This is a genomic window from Parabacteroides sp. AF21-43 (assembly GCF_003635435.1).
GTDB lineage: Bacteria > Bacteroidota > Bacteroidia > Bacteroidales > Tannerellaceae > Parabacteroides > Parabacteroides distasonis.
Genome location: NZ_QTMG01000001.1, coordinates 145,022 through 165,047, shown reverse-complemented (window position 1 = coordinate 165,047; position 20,026 = coordinate 145,022). Strand labels below are relative to the sequence as shown.

The window sequence follows — 20,026 nt, the reverse complement described above, 5'->3', positions numbered from 1 at the left end:
TTTTAGAAGATATACTTGATACCGAATTGCATCTGCCAACGAGACACATCGTTCAAATTATCCTTGAAGGTTTCGTCCAAATCTTTCGCCATCGTATACTTCAACGTATAGTTGTTCGCCGCACTCGGGCCTTGTCCTTTCGGGATCGTCAAGAACTGATATTGCTGATTACCCAAAACGGTTGTTTGTACCACACCCCAATTACGATTCAACAAATTCAAGAAGTTAGCGATATTGAAACTAAAGCGCAAAGTATGTGAGCGACCATTCTTCTGGTAAATCTTTATATCATGAGAAACGCTCAAATCCAATTGATTCGCAAATGGAGCGACAGCACCGTTACGTTCGGCATACTCACCTCTATGTTTGCTCAAATAAGGATCTTGCTCGATAAAGGCATTCATCGCTTTCCATGCATCTTCTTGGCTATCGAAATCGCCCGGTAACAAATGATCTTTTACCTCGTCAAAATTCGCAGGGATATACATCAAGTCATTGGAGAACTGAGAATCGCCATTCGCATCACCATTATAACAATAAGAATAACGGAACGGACGATAACGCTGATAAATCAAACCAAAACTTGTTGCCGCATATTTACTCCAGTTAGCCGTATAAGAAGCGGACAATAACAAACGACCATCAAAAGAACCTGCCGTATAACCTACTTCTTCCGCATTTCCGTCCAAGGCCGCACGGTACTTCCAAGCGGAAGTCGCCACAGACGATGTTCCGTCTGTTACACCTCTAGACTGCCCGAAAGAGTAAGATCCATTCAAATACAATCCCTTCAGGATTCCATCAACAAAGTTTTTCTGCAACTGGAAGGTCGTATAAAGCGAATGTCCTTTGCTGGTATTACGCAGCATCACGACATGATTCGCAGCCTTTTGATTTCCTTCTCTATCGCTATAATAGCCATTATAATATGGACGTGCATTACCCGCTCCACCGTCATTTACAAATTGCTCGGTCCGATACAATCCGATATTGTCATGATAAATAGCGTTAATGTCTTTTGAATACAGCAACTCTACGGTAGCGACCCAACCATCACCAAACTTATAATCAGCAGCGATATTACTTTTCCATAAGCTCGGATATTTAAAGTCCGGATCCGTAATCGCTATATCCGAACGTGTAGCGCTACCTTCAGCCGGTTTATAAGTATCCATATTTCCGGTGAAACCTAGTGAAGGTCTGCCGTCGCTAATGATATTGTCATTTTTATCCTTTACCGCCCGAACATTTAGGTCACCAAACAAAACACCATTGTTGCCAGCTTGATTACTGATCCATACATAAGGAGGAGTACCCGTGAAGAGTCCCGTACCACCACGTATCTGTAAGCTTCCATTCTCATCGTCAAACGGTTTGTAGTTAAAACCGAATCGAGGAGAAAACTGAGGTTTGGCGTTCGGATATTTAGAAACATCGATCTTGATGCCATCCCGATAGGTCTCGGCGGCGACTTTATCATTCGACTGCAAATCAGTCATAAAGAACGGAACATCGATACGTAAACCTAACGTCAAGTTCAATTTATCACTTACCGTCCACTTATCTTGGGCATACAAACCTAACTGGAATACATTTATCTCGGCGAATGGAAAATCATCCGTCATCGAATATCTTTGCGCATAGTATTGATACCCCGTAGAAGAAGAGTTCGTAATACCCGTCACATTGGAACCAAATCCAAAATCTTTCGGATTAAACTCACGGATATCAAATCCTTGTACACTTCCGTTATGAGCGGCCATGTATTGTTTTGTAGCCAATACGTTGAACTTGAAATCATCGACAGAATTAAACACCCAAGAACCCGGATAGTTTTGAGCGAAACCATTCTTAAAGGCACGATAGTCACTTTGCGTTCCAACCGTAATCTGATGTTTGCCAAAATTCATCAAGAAGTTATCCTGTATCTGCCAGATATCAGTGTTCAACTGGTTATTATAGGAGTTTGCCTCGGTTCCGAAAGTTGTATAAGCATTGTTGCCACCATCCAAGATATCCACTTGCGGGAAGTAACCGCCATCCATATCGCGATAATCACGCAAACGGGAATAACCGATCTTCAAATAGTTAGACATACGGTCATTAATGGTCGTATTCAAGTCGGCCATCCAAATATTGAAGTTATTATTCGTCCGGTAGAAAGAAGAAGAGAACGGAATAGCGAACGCATTCGGTCCACGTCCGTTATTCGGCGCACCAGAAGTAGAAGGGTTATTCGTATTAAACGATTTCAAATAATAATATTTTAAGCTCAACACATTATTTGAGTTGATATTCCAGTCTAAACGAGCCGTGATTCGATCCGCTTGAGTATTTGTCTTATTCACGTCGAATTTACCCGGATTATACCCAAGCTCATCACCTAAGAAATCAGATAAACCCTGCAAGACTGTCGCATCCGCCGCGGAATTAGCGGTCGTATAAGAAATCGGTTCCTCCTGACGATCCATCTCACCATTGATGAAAAAGAATAATTTATTCTTAATGATCGGGCCGGATAAGCTGATACCGTATTGGTGGTTAGAGAACTCAGAAACACCAATCGTCTCATCCTTCACACGATATCCCATCATTGACGGACTCTTCGTGTACATATATACAGAAGCATGAAACTCATTCGAACCGGATTTCGTTACGGAGTTAATACCCGCACCCGTAAATCCTCCATTTCGAACATCAAAAGGAGCGATCATCACCTGTACCTGCTCGAGCGCCTCCAAAGAAATCGGTTCCGTACCGGAAGCTCCAAGAGCAGAAGCCAGACCAAACGAGTTATTAAAGGAAGCACCGTCCACCGTTACATTATTAAAACGGTAAGAGACACCGCCAAAATTCTTACCGCTACTCATCGGAGTTAATTTCACGAAATCGTCCAAAGAACGGTTAATCGTAGGCAGCTTATCCATCTTCTCACGAGTGATGATTTCCTGCGCACCTGTACGACTTCCTGAAATAATGGGGTTCTTATCCGCAACCACGACTACCTCGTCGAGAGCTTGGGTATCTTCCCGCATTACTACATTCAGTTTCAGATCCTCACCCAAAACCAAGTTTATTCCTGTCCGGCTCTCCGTATTGTATCCAATATAAGAGAACTCTACCACATAAGGGCCTCCGATACGAAGGTTGTTAAAAGAATAAGAACCATTCGGCTGGGTAATCGTGTAGTATTCGGTACCCGTTGGCGTATGCGTAGCCTTGATATTCACTCCGATCATCGCTTCCGATGATGTATCCGTGACTTTACCACTCATACTCGCCGTCGTCACCTGAGCATGTATGGATATTCCCACGCACAACAAAAGTAACGTTAAAAGTAGATAAGTTTTCCTCATACAAGAAGTATTTATATTTAAAATAATTATAACATTTTTGTATATCGCTGCAAAGATAGGGATTAGATATCTCTTTTTGTCACAAACTATATATAATATTCATAGCATTAACATTCCTCACACAGATCTCCAGATTATTATTTTCAACCAACCACATCCATAATCCAACAATATGTAGGAAAAGCGTCTATAATTCTTTTAAATCACCGCCCAACAGGGAATGTTAGTTAAGAATCATCAAATTAAAAATTTCATAAAGAACCCTCTTGTTTTGCCAATACAAGCCATCCATCTCCGAATAAGGACATTACTCAATTCCGCTCCGTCACAGCAACTTCATGAATATGAAACAAGTATTAAATAAGAAACATACAATGATATTAAAAAATAACCCATAACTTTGCGAAAGTTTTTATTACATTAACTATTTTAAATTATGAGCAGACATTTACAGACGCTATTCCTTTTAGCTGTACTGAGTTTCTTGTTTGTCATCCCGACACAAGCGCAGGTAACAACAGCCAGTATGAGTGGAACAGTTATGTTTCAAGATGAACCCGTTATTGGTGCGACCGTTTTGGCGGTTCACGAACCTTCTGGGACAAATTATGGTACGATCACGAACGTTGACGGACGCTTTTCCTTACAAGGTATGCGTACAGGAGGTCCATACAAAGTTACGATCTCTTACGTTGGTTATCAATCTGCCGTTTATTCCGGCATTACCCTGCAATTGGGAGAGAACTACAACTTGAATGTTAAGTTGAAAGAATCTTCCGAGACCTTGGACGAGATCGTAATCACAGCGGCGAAAACGAAGTTCAATACGGAAAAGACGGGTGCGACAACCAATATCTCCTCGTCACAGATCACCTCTTTACCCACCATTAACCGTAGTATCTCCGATATCGCACGCCTTTCTCCTTATGCCTCCGACATGAGTTTTGCCGGTGGCGATGGCCGTTCCACGAACTTTACGGTAGATGGAGCGAACTTTAATAACAACTTCGGCCTTTCGGATAATCTTCCCGGAGGCGGTAACCCGATCTCTATGGACGCTATCGAGGAAGTACAAGTGGTAATCGCCCCGTTCGATGTCCGCCAGACAAACTTCATTGGTGGCGGTATCAACGCTATCACCAAATCCGGTACAAACACATTCAAAGGTTCCGCTTACACTTACTTCCAGAATCAGAATATGCGAGGAAACTCAATCGATGGAGAAGACTTGGGCGCACGTGCTAAGGAATCCAAAACGATTTACGGAGCTACGTTCGGCGGTCCAATCATCAAGAATAAATTATTCTTCTTCGCCAATGTAGAAGTGGAAAAACAACCGCAACAAGTGATCAAATGGAGAGCTCGTACTGAAGGAGAGCAACCGGACGAGAATAACTACATATCTCGCACTACACTCTCCGACATGCAAAAGGTATCCGATTTCTTAAGAGATAAATATGGTTATGATACAGGATCAGCCACGAACTTCCCCGCAGACGAAAAGAATTTGAAATTGCTAGGTCGTATCGACTGGAATATCACGAATGGCCATAAATTGAGCGTACGGTACAACTATACAAAGAATACCGCATGGAACGCTCCCAACGCTAACTCTATGGATGGTGGTTCCGGCTCTCGTCTGTATAATACAAGCCGTGTAGGTTACCAATCCATGTCTTTTGCCAACAGCATGTATTCCCAAGACAATAAAGTGTCTTCCGTATCCGCTGATTTGAACAGTCGCTTCTCTGATAAGATTTCCAATCAGTTACTTTTCACTTATACGGATATCGAGGATATGCGCGGAACCAACTCTTCCCCTTTCCCCTTCATTGATATCTTGGCAGGTAAAGATGCGGAAGGTAACCAAATCATGGAGCCTTATATGAGTGCCGGATATGAATTATTTACTTACAACAACGGCGTGAAGAACAAGATCACAAGTGTTATCGATAACTTCACTTACTTTGCCGGCGACCATAAGATCACAGCTGGTATCAGTTTCGAGCACCAACTTGCTAGCAATGCTTATATGCGCAACGGCACGGGATATTATCGTTACAGCAGCTTAGATGATTTCTTGAACGGTGCCGCTCCTGAAACGTTCGCATGGACATACGGTTACAACGGTGTTTCCGACCCGAAAGCTCAGGTTACTTTTAACCAGATCGGATTCTACGCACAGGATGAGTGGAACATTCGCCCGAACGTGAAGTTAACTTATGGTATACGTTTCGATGATTTAATTTTCGACAATAGCGATCTTCAAAGAAACGACGCAATCTACGATCTTGATTTCGGAGGCAAACATATCGACACCGGCAAATGGCCTAAGTCTAGAATGCAAATATCCCCTCGTGTAGGTTTCGTTTGGGATGTGTTCAAGGATAATTCCTTAAAAGTACGTGGTGGTACAGGTATATTTACCGGACGTTTACCCTTGGTATTCTTTACGAATATGCCGACAAACTCGAATATGGTACAAAATGCCGTAGTATTCGGCACAAAATATGAGAATGGAATTGCGGTAAGTCATGATTCCCGTCTGGATCAATTGGCTGGCGGCATGATTACGAATGTAGACGATGCGATCAAGAAATTCGGCCTTCCTACCACGATAGAGAATCCGGTTGCCGGTTCTAAGATCTCTGGCGTAAAGGACAACTTCAAGATGCCACAAATATGGAAAACCTCCTTGGCTGTAGATTATCAGCTCCCAACTTCCTTCCCATTATCCGTAACCGGCGAGTTCATCTATAACAAGAACATCAATGCCGTAACCCTTGAGAATATCAACATCAAGGACCCGTCAAATTGGGAACATTTTAACGGAGCGGATAACCGTTTGATTTATCCATCTGATTATACGTATGTATCCGGTAAGAATGCGGTTGTATTAACTAACACATCCAAAGGACATGGTTATACCGCCAATGTTACGGTTAACGCTCAACCCGTAGAGGATTTGAACATGATGTTGGCTTATACGCACACGGAATCCAAAGAAATTTCCGGTCTTCCGGGTAGCGACCCTGTATCTACATGGCAGGGAATGTTAACGATAGACGGACCGAATTTCGCGACCGTACAACGTTCACGGTATGTAGTGCCCGACAAGGTAATCGCAGCGGTCAATTATAATCTGCCCTTCCGCCATAAAGGTCTGCTCAGAAAAACAAGCTTAAATCTGTTCTATTCCGGTTATTCCGCTTCCGGATATAGCTTCGCTTATACAAATGATATGAATGGTGACGGTATCAATAATGATATGATGTATATCCCGAAAGATGATAGTGAAATCAAATTCAAGAATGAAGCAGATAGAACCGCTTTCTGGAACTTCGTAGACCAAGATTCTTATTTAAAGAATCACAAGGGAGAATACGCTGAGGCTTATGCCGCACGTGCACCTTGGGTACATCGTTTCGACCTTCGTATAACGGAAGATTTCTCATTCAAGGCAGGTAAAACCGAACATCATTTCCAATTGAGCCTTGATTTCATGAATATCGGTAATATGATCAACTCGAAATGGGGTGTAATGAAGAACGCATCTTCTTCCAACGGTTGCCGTATCTTGAAATATGAAGGTATGGATGATAATAAGACTCCAATTTTCTCCATGTATAAGATCAATGGTGAATATCCGACCGAGACTTATTCTTATAACCGTATCTATACTGAATGCTGGAAAATGCAGGTTGGTATCCGTTACATCTTTAATTAATCAAGAGATATAACTCCATAAAAAAGGCGGGGAACAAATTTTCCCGCCTTTTCTATTTCATCATATATCCTCTCCTCCTCGCAAGGCATCCGCTATATCTTGATGCCGCTGGGCTAATTCGTCCTCTCCGATCGCCCGGAAACCCTCTGCCAGATATTCGTGGGAAGCCGCATGTTTAGGTTTGATACTTACCGCCTGCTGGAAATCCAGAATAGCTTCATCGTAATATTTGAGCTTCAATAGGCATTTTCCACGGTTATAGCGGGCCTTAAAAGATTTCGGACTTAATTTTACCGCTTTGTTTAAACAAACCTGAGCGTCGTAGTCCTCACCTATATCCAATAAAGTAACCCCTTTGCGTACCCAAGCTTCCACATAATTCGGATTCAAATTCAAGGCTTTATCAAAACAACGAATAGCGGCATTCGCGTCATGGGCCTTCGTTATGCACTCGTTACCCATCAAGTAATATTCATGTGCATACTCTTTCTGGGTCTCACGAAGCGAATGCAATTCTTCCCTCAGAGCCTTAATCTGTGCCTTTTGACTATTCAAGGCTTGCAATTTCAAACGAAGCAGCCGTTGTACCATCGGATTATCCAATTCATTCCGTTTAGATACGGCGGCGGCAAAAGCCTCGACCGCCTCTTTCATATTACCCTGCCGAAAACCCTGAGCCGCCCGACCATATTGCAATTCCGCCTCGCTCTCTTTGATACTTTTCTCTATTAATGCTTGGTTATTGAATATTTGGCTGAATTCTACGATCTCTTTCCGGATAAAGATATCCCGGGAAGAGATCTTGCTTTTTAGCACCAATCCTTCCAATGAAGTACAACGACTCAACGCCACATAGGTTTGTCCCCCGGCAAATACCCCTCCGGTCAAATCAACTACCACCCGGCTAAAAGTCAAGCCTTGACTCTTATGCACCGTGATCGCCCAAGCCAAACGAATCGGCAATTGTTCGAACGTACCGACAATCTCTTCCTCGATCCGTTTCTCTTTCTCGTTATATTTGTATTTATAATTTCGCCATGAGGTAGGTTCGACCAAATGTTCTACACCGCTCTCCAGCAAGACATAAACATTTCCATTCTCATCGATACCCGATACCATACCGATCGTCCCGTTCACCCAACGACGCTCATAATCATTATCGATAAAAATAACCTGCGCCTGTTCCTTGATGGATAAATTCAGCTGGGTAGGTAGTGAGGATTCCGGAAAATCCCCCTCGATCTTTCCCACGGAGACGTACTCTTCTCCGGGAAGCTCGGCCAACTTCTTCTCATTGATAAAATCAACCTGATCCCGGCGAGTGGCCAACGTGATATACATATCCTCATTCTGAGGCTCGAAAGACGGAAAATAACGACCGTTCAACGTATCCAACTCCTGTTTTCTAGCGGCATTATTACGAATCCGATCCAATATATTGATAAAAACAGAATCGGTCTGGCGATACACTTTTTGCAACTCGATCGGCACTAAATTAATGTCCTTGAACACACGAGCCGAGAAAAAGAAAGGGCTCGCATAGAACAAACTCAATATCTCTTTTTGATCCGACGGAACAACCGGTTCCAACTGGAAGACATCTCCCACGAACAATAGCTGCTTTCCGCCAAAAGGCAATCGCATATTACCGGAATAGACCCTCAAGATACGATCTACACAATCAATAATATCCGCCCTCACCATCGATATCTCGTCAATGATGATCAAATCGACCTCCGCGATAATTTTCCGTTTCTCCTTCGGATACTTAAAAAACTCAAAGATACGACCATGAGACAAACTTAAATCCGGATCATCCGGCAACATCGGCCGAAAAGGGAGCTTGAAAAAGGAATGCAAGGTAACGCCGCCCGCATTTATGGCCGCTATTCCGGTAGGAGCCAGCACCACATACTTTTTCTTCGTATGATTGCAAATATACTTCAAAAAAGTAGACTTGCCGGTCCCTGCTTTCCCTGTCAGGAAAACAGACTGGCGAGTGTGGGTGATCAGTTGCAAGGCATCCTGAAACTCCTTATTGTTCGTGTCTAACTGAAAGTCCAAGTATATAATTTTTAGATGAGACAAAGCTATGAAAATATTTACAGATCACTCTAATAATATCCCTCAAAATATTTGGCAGTCTCCATAAAAATCACTTATTTTGTGATATCAAATTAATATCAAAAACAAATCATCATGAAAGCAACCGAAAAGACATTCAACGGACTGAGAATCTCGGGGTTTATTGCCCTTTTTCTCCTATTAGCTCTATCGAGTCTCTGCTGCTATTTAATCGCAGGCACCAACGAGACTTGGAGCGTAATCACCGGCATCGTCGGACTCTGCCTGTTAGTGGTTTGTTTATTGGGATTCATGGAAATCGAGCCCAACAATGCCCGAGTAATGCTCTTTTTCGGAAAATATAAAGGGACAATTACTGATAACGGATTTTTCTGGGTCAATCCACTTTACAGCAAAAAGAAAATCACGTTACGTGCCCGTAACTTAGATGTCCCTCCTATCAAGGTTAACGATAAGGTCGGTAATCCGGTTATGATCGGGGCCGTGATGGTATGGAAAGTCAAGGATACTTATAAAGCGATGTTCGACATCGATTCTTCGTCCATTAGTATCTCCTCGAATAAATCATTCATATCACTGGGAGAATCCTCTGAATTATCCCAACGAATGCAGAATTATGAGAATTTCGTGCAGATACAAAGTGACGCCGCCATCCGTAAGATAGCTGGCATGTATGCCTATGATTATAACGAGAGCAAAGATCCCGTCACCTTACGATCCGATGACGGGGAGGTCGCTCAAAAACTGGAAGAGGAATTAAACAGTCGTTTGGCGATAGCAGGCATTGAGGTATTGGAAGCTCGTATCAATTACTTAGCGTATGCTTCCGAGATCGCCGGAGTCATGTTACGCCGCCAGCAAGCGGAAGCCATTATCGCCGCAAGAGAACGGATCGTGGAGGGAGCGGTCAGCATGGTTCGACTCGCCTTGAACAAACTGGATCAAGACAATGTTGTGGAATTGGATGAGGAACGGAAGGCTGCGATGGTTAGCAACCTGTTGGTGGTCCTTTGCGCTGACGAGGCAGCGCAACCTGTCGTAAATACCGGGACCCTACATCATTAATGTAAGAATTTAATATTAATACTAGTATATGGCCAAAAAAGATAATACTGTCAAAAGCTTCATCCTTCGGGTGGACGCTGATATGATGGAAGCTATCGAAGCTTGGGCTGCGGACGAATTTCGCAGCACCAATGGCCAAATCCAGTACATTCTGGACCAAGCCTTACGAAAGGCAGGACGGTTGAAGAAGAAAAGACTGCCCCGGCCACAAAACGACGACAAGTCATAAAAAAAAGCCTGATCTTTCGATCAGGCTTTTTTATTAACGGCTAATGAACAGCCAAGCATCTTTATACTTTTCTATTTTTCGAAGTGTCGCCATGTAGCTCTCGGCATCCGCCCGGTTATTAAACTTATCCGCATAAATACGATATTTACCATCACGAACCACCTTGCTTACATTCTTACATTGCGTGCGGTCTACACCGGATATATACTCATTCGCCTGCTCCTCTGTCGGGAAACTCGCTATTACGATATGATACATCTTTTTCGTCGCCACGAGTTCCGCTTTCGGAGCGGGGACAGCGACTTCTTTCCTTACCTCAGGGGCAGAAGGCGCTTTGGCAATCTCAGTCTCCTTAGTCGCTTCTATTTTGGGAGTTACCTCCGCTACCATCTCGTCCACTTGAGATATTTGAATTTCCTCCGGCTGAGAAATAGGTTCCTCGAACCTATAATTTATCATCTCCGTAGGAACAAAACTAGCTGTATAAGCGGACAGGTTTACTTCTTTCACCGGAGTTGAAACCACAAAGAATAATGCGACAGCAGCAGCTGATGCCGCGACAACCCGGATCAACTTACGACTAACCGGGATATAGAACACATCTTTCTTTTTCTTACCCGCAAGTAAAGCAACCTCTTCCCGCTCCTCCTCCAATGATCGCAAAACCGGAAAATGAAACGATGGTAAACCATACGAATCCGCATTGAATACCCCAGAATCGCCCGGCGTAAAAATGGTCTGCCCTTCCTCTCCTATAGAGAAAGTCCCGATTCGCCCCAATGTTATCCGCTTGTCTTGTTCCAAAGAAACATTCAAAGCCTCGATATCCTCTTCCAGCATCAACTGAGCTTTCCGGTAATCAACGCCATACGTCTGCATATATGACTCGGAGAGCAAGCCGTCTGTATGCTGTAGCGTGACATTAAACATAACCTCTTTACGCATCGGCCGGAACAAATGTTCCTCTTCCTGATACGTCGCCGGCAAAGTTTGCAGCACGAAACCACCAAACTTCGGCAAGATCACACAATCGTGCGTCAGCAACAAGCGTTCAATATGTGTTATTATCCTTAACATAGAGACAAAGGTAAATATCTTTATAGAAATAACAAAAAAAGAGCACTTTTTTCCTTTGAAATGACCCGGAAAATTATATGCATGACATTCTCATTTCAAAATCCACATGACACCCATATAGTCATCCGCCCCTCCATACTGGTCGCTAATTGATTTTGAGACATTATCCATATTGTAATCCAACTCTTCCGATGGATACATCCATCTTAACGGCATTTTATCAGAAGGTATATTCCTATTCGATTTCGGATTTATCGGAATATTCGGTACACCTGTCCTACGATATTCAAAGAAAGCATTGTAAGGTGTTTGAAGAAACGTCAATATGTACTTTTGCCAAATAATCTGACTCAACTGTTCTTGAAAATCACTAGCGAATTTAACGCCTTGGTTTCCGAGATATTCTTGAATATAGGCATCTGTTATTTTTCGATTATGATGGAACATAACATCATCGGGGGTATTATCCGCCACAAACCGCATTGAAGAACGAACGCCTTCCTCATAATACTCTTTGGGACTTTTTGAGATAAAACCTCTCAGAGCCATCTCAGCCAGTATAAAATTTTGTTCTTGATAACTCAAGAAAAATACAGGCTCGCCCTCCGGCAGTTCCTCGTAGCGATCATTTATTTGAGAAACAGTTCCCCCACTCACAAAAGTCAAGATCTCAGACTCCGGTAAGGTCGGGTCAACTCCACCATAAGCATCCCATTCCGAGGGATCCAACTTGGCCTCTTCTGAGCTCGGTGTCGGTTTCGCATAATAAAATAAACGATAATCTTTCAAGGCTTTCAATTTATCAACAAAAAGATTAGTCATCCTGTCATTATTCACAAAACTATTAATTTCCTTAAAATAAGGATATTTCTGTCCAGCCTTATTAGAGTACACAACTTGGAAATTATCCGCACTCGACTCAAAAACAGGTCTGTTATTGATAATCTCATTGATTCTTTCCCGAACCTTTAAATCCGGATCATCGACCTTTTTATACAAATTAAGAAGCAACTTCAATTGCATAACATTCACAGCCTTACGCCATTTCGTCACATCCCCTCCATAAATATAATCACCCTCAAAATTAGTGCCAGCACTAAAGAGACGGTCCGCCTCATCCAATTCATTCAATAACCCGAGAAAAACATCTTTTTGAGAGTCATATTTCGGGAAATACACCTCTTCATCCTCAGCTCTTAAAGCTTCAGAATAAGGTATGTCCCCCACTTGCATTGTCAAATTGAAGAAAAAGAAAACCCGTACGAAATGAGACAATGCCGTATAGGAGTTTTTCAACTCATCATTCGTCGCAAAATCAATCATCTTCGAGGCATTCCGCAAATCTCTCAAAGCATCATAATTCGCTCCACCCAACAAATTGAATGCCAGATCTATATCATTAGCCTCTGTCCACGACAAATACTTAGCTAACAATTCATCCCGGATAAAATCCTTTCCATTCCCATTTTTATAAGTGGTAATATCACGTAACAGTTCTGTTGCCAACATCGCAGATGTTACTTTGTTAGTTGAGTCGGGATTTGTATTTACGCTTTCGAAATCATCACATCCAACCATACCCAACAAAACCAGTCCGCATATCAATATATTTTTAATTTTCATACGTTTAGCTTTTAAAATTCAACTTTCAAGTTTACACCTACATACCTTATAGATGGAGAAGATATATCCTCGCCCTCAATATCCTCAAAGCCATCCGGATCCGAGAATCTAAAATCTTTGGTCAACACAAATAAGTTCTGTCCGATAAAGCCTACATAACAGCTATTCATACTTAACTTACTAATAAACTTCTTCGGCAAATTATATCCGATTGACATTTCCCTCAATTTCAAGAATGTCTTTTTCTGAACTAATTTATCTGGATTATTATGGCTGCTTCTTACAAAATCCTCATAAGAAGTCTCGATGTCATTCGGAGCGAATACCCGCGTATCTGATGTAATCCTGCCATATTGATCATATTTGACCTCACCTGATACAATCTTGACACCTTCACCCACATAGTTTTTCTTGCCATTCACCACCTCATCATATCTCCATTGATTGTCCGTATCCGGATGAGCGCCGGTTTCCAACATGTGGAATTCCGTATTCGACCATGATTTTCCACCAATACGGCCATCAAAATTGAGTGTCAGCGTAAAATTCTTATACTTGAATACATTCGCTAGACCATACTCTAAATCCGGATCCGTATAACCAATCAAAGAGCTATATTGGCTCCTAGACATCAAGCCATTCGTATTAATAATATAATTACCATCCGGATCTTTGTCATAGCCTTTATATGAATAAGAATCCGTACGAGCGCCCACGTATGTCCACAAATTATCCGGGCTGAAGTTCTCATCCAATTTAGCGTAATACCTCTTGCTCGTCGAAAGATTCAACGACACATCCCATGAGAAATCACGGACTTGCACCGGAGTAGCGTCAATAGAAATCTCCACCCCCCGACGAACATATTCTTCGTCAATATTCATCAATCTCGATTTATATCCCGTAGCGGAAGATATCCTTTGGCTGATCGTATTATTATAAGTCAACTTATTGAAATAACTCACATCTAATTTCAAGCGATGTCCTTGCAAGAAGTGAATACCCGTACCGATTTCCCATGTACGATTCGTGATAGGCTTCACGTCGCCACGCAAATAATCCGGATAACTAGCCGTATTCAAGCCATCCCAAACATTCTGTTTAATCGTATAGGCCCGATCTAAATCATAAATAGCTAAATCGGTTTTAGAGACAGTCCACGATCCTCTCAATTTCCAGAAGGGTATCCAATCCGGCAAGCTTATTATATTAGAAGGAATAATACTCACTCCCACGGAAGGATAAAAATATGATTTATCATTTGAAGGCAAAGTAGAAGACCAGTCATTACGCCCTGTAGCCTCCAGATAGTAAGTATCCTTATACCCCAATGTCAACGTGCCGAACAGACTATTTACTTTTTTCGTCTTAGTCTCCGCATCCACGATCGGACTTTCTACGGAAGCTTTTATCGAATAAAAACCGGGAACAGACAAGCCATTCTTCGTGGAAGCTTCCAGATTCTTTGTTTTCGTATAATAAAGAGAACCTCCCAATAAACCGTCAACACTAAAATCACTCAGCTTCTTATTAAACAGCAAGAAGAAATCATAATTCATGGTAAAACCAGTCTTCTTGCCCTCTTTATAATAACCCAGCGCTCCGTCTTCCCAGCCACCACGGCCTTTAGAGATCGTTCCCACCGAAGAACGAGTCACATTATTATTCGCATAAGCGACTCCTCCCGCACGCAATTGCAATTTCAGCCAAGGGAGTATCTCGTACTTAAAAGACAATGAACCATTCGTCGTAAAATTATTTATCGACTTAATCTTCTCATAAGCCTCAAAATAAGGATTATCATACCAATCCGTATAATGCCAATTTTGCTTTTCATTTGGGACAAGCCAATAATCCTTGTAATCCCGCAGATCATACTCCGGACCAGTCCATAATAAAATATTGTACATATATCCGGTACCGTATCCATACCCAGCCGTATTCGGCGCAGATTCCTGCGTAAAGTTCATACTACCTTCCACGCTCGCCTTATTGCCTAGTTTCAGCTCTCCACCAATATTATACCAGAATTTATTCTTACGTGAATTCGGATATTGATTCTTATCATACAAATAAGACAAAGAAGTGCGGATGCTTCCATTCTTACCAGAAGATGATACACTGACCGTAGTATTACTGATCATACTAAACTCCAAGAAATTCTTAAAATTATTCTTACCCCTCGAAGTCAACTCCATTTCCCGATACTCTTTCTTAATAGGATCCCATTGCGTATAAACACGACCAATATCCAACTTATCGCCCCAGACATAATCTATATTATCAAATTTACCTCCAGACCCGGCGCTATAAGCCGTCTGCACCTCCGGTATTTTTAACTGTCCGGCATTAAACATATTACTGGTATTTACCTCTATAGAAAAGCCCTTATCACCCCCTTTCTTGGTGGTAATCATGATCGCTCCATTACCACCTCGGGAACCATACAACGCAGAGGCCGTAGCCCCTTTCAACACAGTAATATTCTCAATCACATCCTGGTTGAAATCACTAAACGCTTGATTTGTAGGAACGCCATCTACGACGACCAAAGGCTCCTCTCCACGTAATTTTATCTTAGGAGCGACCCCAAATTCCGTAGAATTATACACTCGCATGCCCGAGATCCTACCACTTAAACTCGTCGCGATATTCACGCCCTTAACTTTCTCCAATTCATCCCCCTTGAACTTTTGTGTAGCATAACCTAACGCTTTCTCTGAACGAGTAATACCCAAAGCGGTAACGACAACTTCCTCCAAGGCTTTTGAATCTTCATCAAGCACTATCTGGAGAACTTTTTTATCCCCAACAGGAACCTCTTTTTCTTGAAAACCGACATAAGATACCATTAGCACATTCCCAGCGGAAACATCCAAGGAAAAGTTTCCGTCCAGATCACTAATAGTGCCGTTAGTCGTTCCTTTTTCTACTACATTCGCACCAATCACGGGATCCCCGTGAGCATCTTTCACGACACCTGTTATTTTTACCTTTTTCGTCTGTTGATTAGCAATCGGTAAATCCTCTTTTTTCGTATCTCGACGTACGATTATTTGACGATTATTAATAATATACTCAATATCCGTTCCGCTGAATAATTTATCTAATATTATCTCTACAGACTGATCCCGAACATCCAGATTAACTTTCCTATGCAAATCAATGTTAGAACCATGATACACAAAAATAAACTCACTGTTTTTCTCAATGTATTCAAATACATCTTCTACCGTACGATCATTCATTTGAATGCTTAGCATAGTCCGCTGCGCATATAGGGAAGACGCATATATCGCAGATCCTCCAAAACTTACCAGACATAAGGCTAAACCAAGACTTTTGAGAAAATGATTTGATTCTCGGCAGAAATCTTCTTTTTTCTTCATACCTTTGTAATGTTTTTTCTTTAGTACGTAATTATTGATTAAACAAAGCTCTTGAGCCGGAAGATATGGCAGTATCTTCTGGCTCTCTTGTAAATGCAAACACGCTTACAGATCATTCCTTTCCCATAGGCAAATTATTTTAATAAAATTACATTATTCTCCCCATCTCTCTCTTGGCGTAGAAAAAGAGATTGACAAATAATCTCAACAACTTCCTCCAAGTTCTCTCTCAGGTCCAATTTTCCTGAAATAGGTATTTCACCTATCTCTTTGCCAAATAAAATAGTCCGGCCATAATAACGAGACAACCGATTTAAGACCTCTCCAACCTTACGATCATTTAACAGCATCAAGTTATCTTTCCAACAAATATGTTCAAAGACATCTACCTTTTTGATCGATATCTCTTTACCCTTTAACTCAAGCATATCATCAGGGCTCAGCACATTCTTACCATTATCGCCATTTTTCACCTCGACCTGTCCTTCCACTAATACAACGGAAGCCGCAGGTTCATCCCGATAAGCACACACATTGAATCGAGTGCCAAGCACTTTTACCTCGATCGTACTCGTTTTAACAATAAAAGGGCGAGAAGGGTCCGCAGCAACTTCCAAATAGACCTCTCCATCCACTAATATCTCCCGCTTATCTTTAGCAAAAACCGTAGGAAAAATCACCCGGGTCTCTGCATTGATATACATTTTAGTACCATCTGAAAATACGATATTCGCACGCCGTCCTTTCGGTACTATTATTTGATCCGGCTCATCAATTTTAGTTTCTTGCTCATTCTTTTCTATTTGGTGTTCCTCTACATTTGATTTGCCTACCGTATCATAAATTACCGTAGCTTCATCTTTCAGTTGAACCCAACCTTGATCCTTCACCAAGACAATCTCATCCCCCGGCAAGGCGCCAACATTCTTTTCCTCCAACAAGGCCAAAGGCAATGAAGATTTATCATGTCCCATCATCCAAAAATAACATCCCACGGCAAGAAGCAACATGACGGTGGCCGCTACGGAAGAAACAAGATAGCGTATACGTAAAACAGAGGTCTTACGGGGAGCATTCAAACGTTCCTCCAACTTCTGCCAAGAAGAAAGTGCCAGTCGCAAATCCGCTCGCTCCTCTTCACGAACTTTACGCAACAAATCTTCTCCAGCTTGCCGAAATGAATCCTTCTCAACCATGTCCTGTTTCTTATTCACGAGATACCTGTTTACTCTTATTACGGATGGAATTCGTTTTGGTACTCACTTTTTACCGGGAAAAATAGCGAATCCGCCATTTTTTTCATTCTTACAACCTCTTTTGCCATCCCTAGGGCACGGCTGTGCCATCAAGGTGAAAATTCTTGGCACAATATATCTTTGATATACTGCGACATAAAGAGAGTCCAAGAATACATTAAAGCTCCAACGAGAACCACCGCCTTAACTTACGGAGTGTTCTAGACAATAAATTTTTACTGGATTGGTAATTTATGCCTAAAATACCAGCTATCTCATTATGTCCCAATTCATTTACATAATAAAGATAAATGATCTCTCGCTGATGGGGAGAAAGTTTTGTCAAGGCTTTCATCAAAAGTTTAACCCGGTCGTCCGCATCTGTCGTATCCAATGCGATACGGGAGAATAACTCATCCACTTGAAACACGTCCTCATATAAGGAGACATCCTCCATTTTCCTGTTTTTCTCGATCGTATCATACAGCTTATGTCTTAAAGCCTTAAGCAGATATCCTCTGACATTCGCCGTCGGAGAGAGGGAGGTATGGTTTTGAATCAAATTGATAAAAATATCCTGTACGCAATCTTCCACCAAGTTCTTGTCGGGAAGTAACTTGATTCCATAATTGCGCAGCAATGCGTAAAATCGGCAATAAAGCTCACGGAAGGCTTCCTTATCTCCCTTCAGACACGATTCCCATAGCTTCTCATCGGATATTCCCATATAAATAAACTCCCGAAGATTTCCCGCAAACATACACAAAAAACATTCAATTTCAGTTAAGAGCAATAAAAAAATACAAAAAAGCACGTACACCACCATGAATAACGATGTACGTGCTTCTAAAAAATCACATGGGAAAATCACTTATACCGTTTGCCTTGCCACGGTATCATACCCGTCTGACGGATATGCTCCATCAAGCCATTGAACAAGTTTTTATACGTATCCGAAGATCGTTCCCCGATCGGACTTTGTTCCTTCGGATCTTCCTTTATATTAAAGAATTGGATAGGCTCCCAAGGAGTATTTTGTAAAATCTTGAAATCCCGGTATTGAGATGCGTAATATGCCTGACCTCCATATCGGGAATTACCTTCCCTTCGTACCCAATGCACCATTCGATCTCCGGTATCTTGTTCCTCACCCCGCAAAAGAGGCAAAATACTGATACCGTCGATCTCATGCGATACAGGCACGGCTGTCAGATCGCATAAGGTCGGGAACATATCCGAAAGCATGACGAAATTATCACGTACCGCCGGACGGATCCGGTTCTTCCAATAAATACCTCCGGCTACCCGGATCCCTCCCTCGTACATATCCTGCTTCGCGCCTCTGAACGGGCCGTTATTCGCACCCGCATCGTCCTGTCCTCCATTATCAGAGGTAAATATAATGATCGTATTCTCTAACTGGCCATTCTGTTCCAAGGCCTCATACACACGTCCGACGTTGTAATCCAAATGCTCAATCAAGGCGACAATCTTAGCACGCTTCTCCGGAAGTGACGGTTCACGCTTTTTCACCTTTTCCAGCCATTCCTGAGGAGGTTGTATCGGGGTATGTGGGGCATTATAAGCTAAATACAAGAAGAAAGGTTCTTGTTTTTGCTTCATATCCGACAGGTAACGGATCGCCCAATCAGAGAAAATCTCTGTAGCATGCCCTTGTGGATCGATCTCTTTCAAGTTCTCACGCATATAATTATTCCCGAAACGACGATGGGTATAATAATCATCCATCATATCCCCTAAAAATCCCCGATAGAAATCGAACCCCCTTTCCGTAGGGGTATTCGGAGACTCCAATCCTAGATTCCATTTTCCAACCATCGCATTATGATAGCCTCTTTTCTTCAACATCTGGGGTAATAATACGGCATCCTCCGACAGATACCCCCAACTATCCTCTTTATGCGTACGAATGACTCCCGGTACACCTACCATATCCGGATAACGCCCGGTTAATAACGAGGCTCTACTAGGAGAGGAGACCGGACAGTTCGCATGGAAATTCGTGAAACGAACTCCTTCTTTTAATAATTTATCGATATGTGGAGTTTGAATGTCCTTGGCGGCTCCTTGACAGGACAAATCGCCATATCCCAAATCATCCACCAAAATCAGCAGGATATTCGGGCTATCCGGCAAAGCCTTTGTTTGTGCGGAAGCTGCGGAAAAAGCCAATCCGCAAGCCGCTGTTAGTATATATTTATTCATCTAATCTAGTGTTT

Annotated in this window: 11 protein-coding genes; 3 read left to right on the top strand and 8 right to left on the bottom strand. The window is 42.2% G+C overall.

Annotated elements, in window-relative coordinates:
* Window positions 1–2: 2 nt before the first annotated feature.
* Window positions 3–3,356, bottom strand: coding sequence for a TonB-dependent receptor domain-containing protein (locus tag DWX84_RS00715; RefSeq protein ID WP_005867209.1), 3,354 nt, complete (start codon window positions 3,354–3,356; stop codon window positions 3–5).
* Window positions 3,357–3,792: 436 nt separating this feature from the next.
* Here DWX84_RS00715 and DWX84_RS00710 point away from each other — a divergent pair, with 436 nt between their 5' ends.
* Window positions 3,793–7,083 carry a TonB-dependent receptor domain-containing protein gene (locus DWX84_RS00710; protein ID WP_005867207.1) on the top strand — a complete coding sequence of 1,097 codons (3,291 nt, stop codon included), beginning with the start codon at window positions 3,793–3,795 and terminating at the stop codon, window positions 7,081–7,083.
* A 60-nt stretch (window positions 7,084–7,143) separates the two neighbouring features.
* Here the strand turns inward: DWX84_RS00710 and DWX84_RS00705 are convergent, their stop codons facing one another.
* Window positions 7,144–9,147 carry a tetratricopeptide repeat protein gene (locus DWX84_RS00705; RefSeq protein WP_005867205.1) on the bottom strand — a complete coding sequence of 668 codons (2,004 nt, stop codon included), beginning with the start codon at window positions 9,145–9,147 and terminating at the stop codon, window positions 7,144–7,146.
* 135 nt (window positions 9,148–9,282) lie between these two features.
* On the opposite strand from DWX84_RS00705, the gene DWX84_RS00700 reads away from it, so the two are divergent.
* A complete protein-coding gene (locus DWX84_RS00700) occupies window positions 9,283–10,233 on the top strand; it encodes an SPFH domain-containing protein (RefSeq protein ID WP_121961012.1) in 951 nt (316 codons plus the stop codon).
* Between the two features lie 28 nt (window positions 10,234–10,261).
* Entirely contained in the window at window positions 10,262–10,462 is a 201-nt protein-coding gene (locus DWX84_RS00695) for an Arc family DNA-binding protein (protein ID WP_005854106.1), read from the top strand.
* 33 nt (window positions 10,463–10,495) lie between these two features.
* Here DWX84_RS00695 and DWX84_RS00690 read toward each other — a convergent pair whose 3' ends face one another.
* The 6 genes from DWX84_RS00690 to DWX84_RS00665 all read right to left on the bottom strand — a co-directional run bounded on the left by DWX84_RS00690 (window position 10,496) and on the right by DWX84_RS00665 (window position 20,012).
* Window positions 10,496–11,539: an SPOR domain-containing protein gene (locus tag DWX84_RS00690; RefSeq protein WP_005867201.1), complete on the bottom strand. Its 1,044-nt coding sequence runs from the start codon at window positions 11,537–11,539 to the stop codon at window positions 10,496–10,498.
* Window positions 11,540–11,629: 90 nt separating this feature from the next.
* Window positions 11,630–13,162: a SusD/RagB family nutrient-binding outer membrane lipoprotein gene (locus DWX84_RS00685; RefSeq protein WP_048927512.1), complete on the bottom strand. Its 1,533-nt coding sequence runs from the start codon at window positions 13,160–13,162 to the stop codon at window positions 11,630–11,632.
* Between the two features lie 11 nt (window positions 13,163–13,173).
* Window positions 13,174–16,551 (bottom strand): SusC/RagA family TonB-linked outer membrane protein, encoded by a 3,378-nt coding sequence (locus DWX84_RS00680; RefSeq protein WP_121961017.1) that lies wholly within the window; start codon window positions 16,549–16,551, stop codon window positions 13,174–13,176.
* 134 nt (window positions 16,552–16,685) lie between these two features.
* Window positions 16,686–17,765 carry a FecR family protein gene (locus tag DWX84_RS00675; protein ID WP_172618162.1) on the bottom strand — a complete coding sequence of 360 codons (1,080 nt, stop codon included), beginning with the start codon at window positions 17,763–17,765 and terminating at the stop codon, window positions 16,686–16,688.
* Window positions 17,766–17,964: 199 nt separating this feature from the next.
* Entirely contained in the window at window positions 17,965–18,546 is a 582-nt protein-coding gene (locus DWX84_RS00670) for an RNA polymerase sigma factor (protein WP_229103455.1), read from the bottom strand.
* Between the two features lie 107 nt (window positions 18,547–18,653).
* Window positions 18,654–20,012 carry a sulfatase gene (locus tag DWX84_RS00665; RefSeq protein WP_121961010.1) on the bottom strand — a complete coding sequence of 453 codons (1,359 nt, stop codon included), beginning with the start codon at window positions 20,010–20,012 and terminating at the stop codon, window positions 18,654–18,656.
* Between the last annotated feature and the right edge of the window lie 14 nt (window positions 20,013–20,026).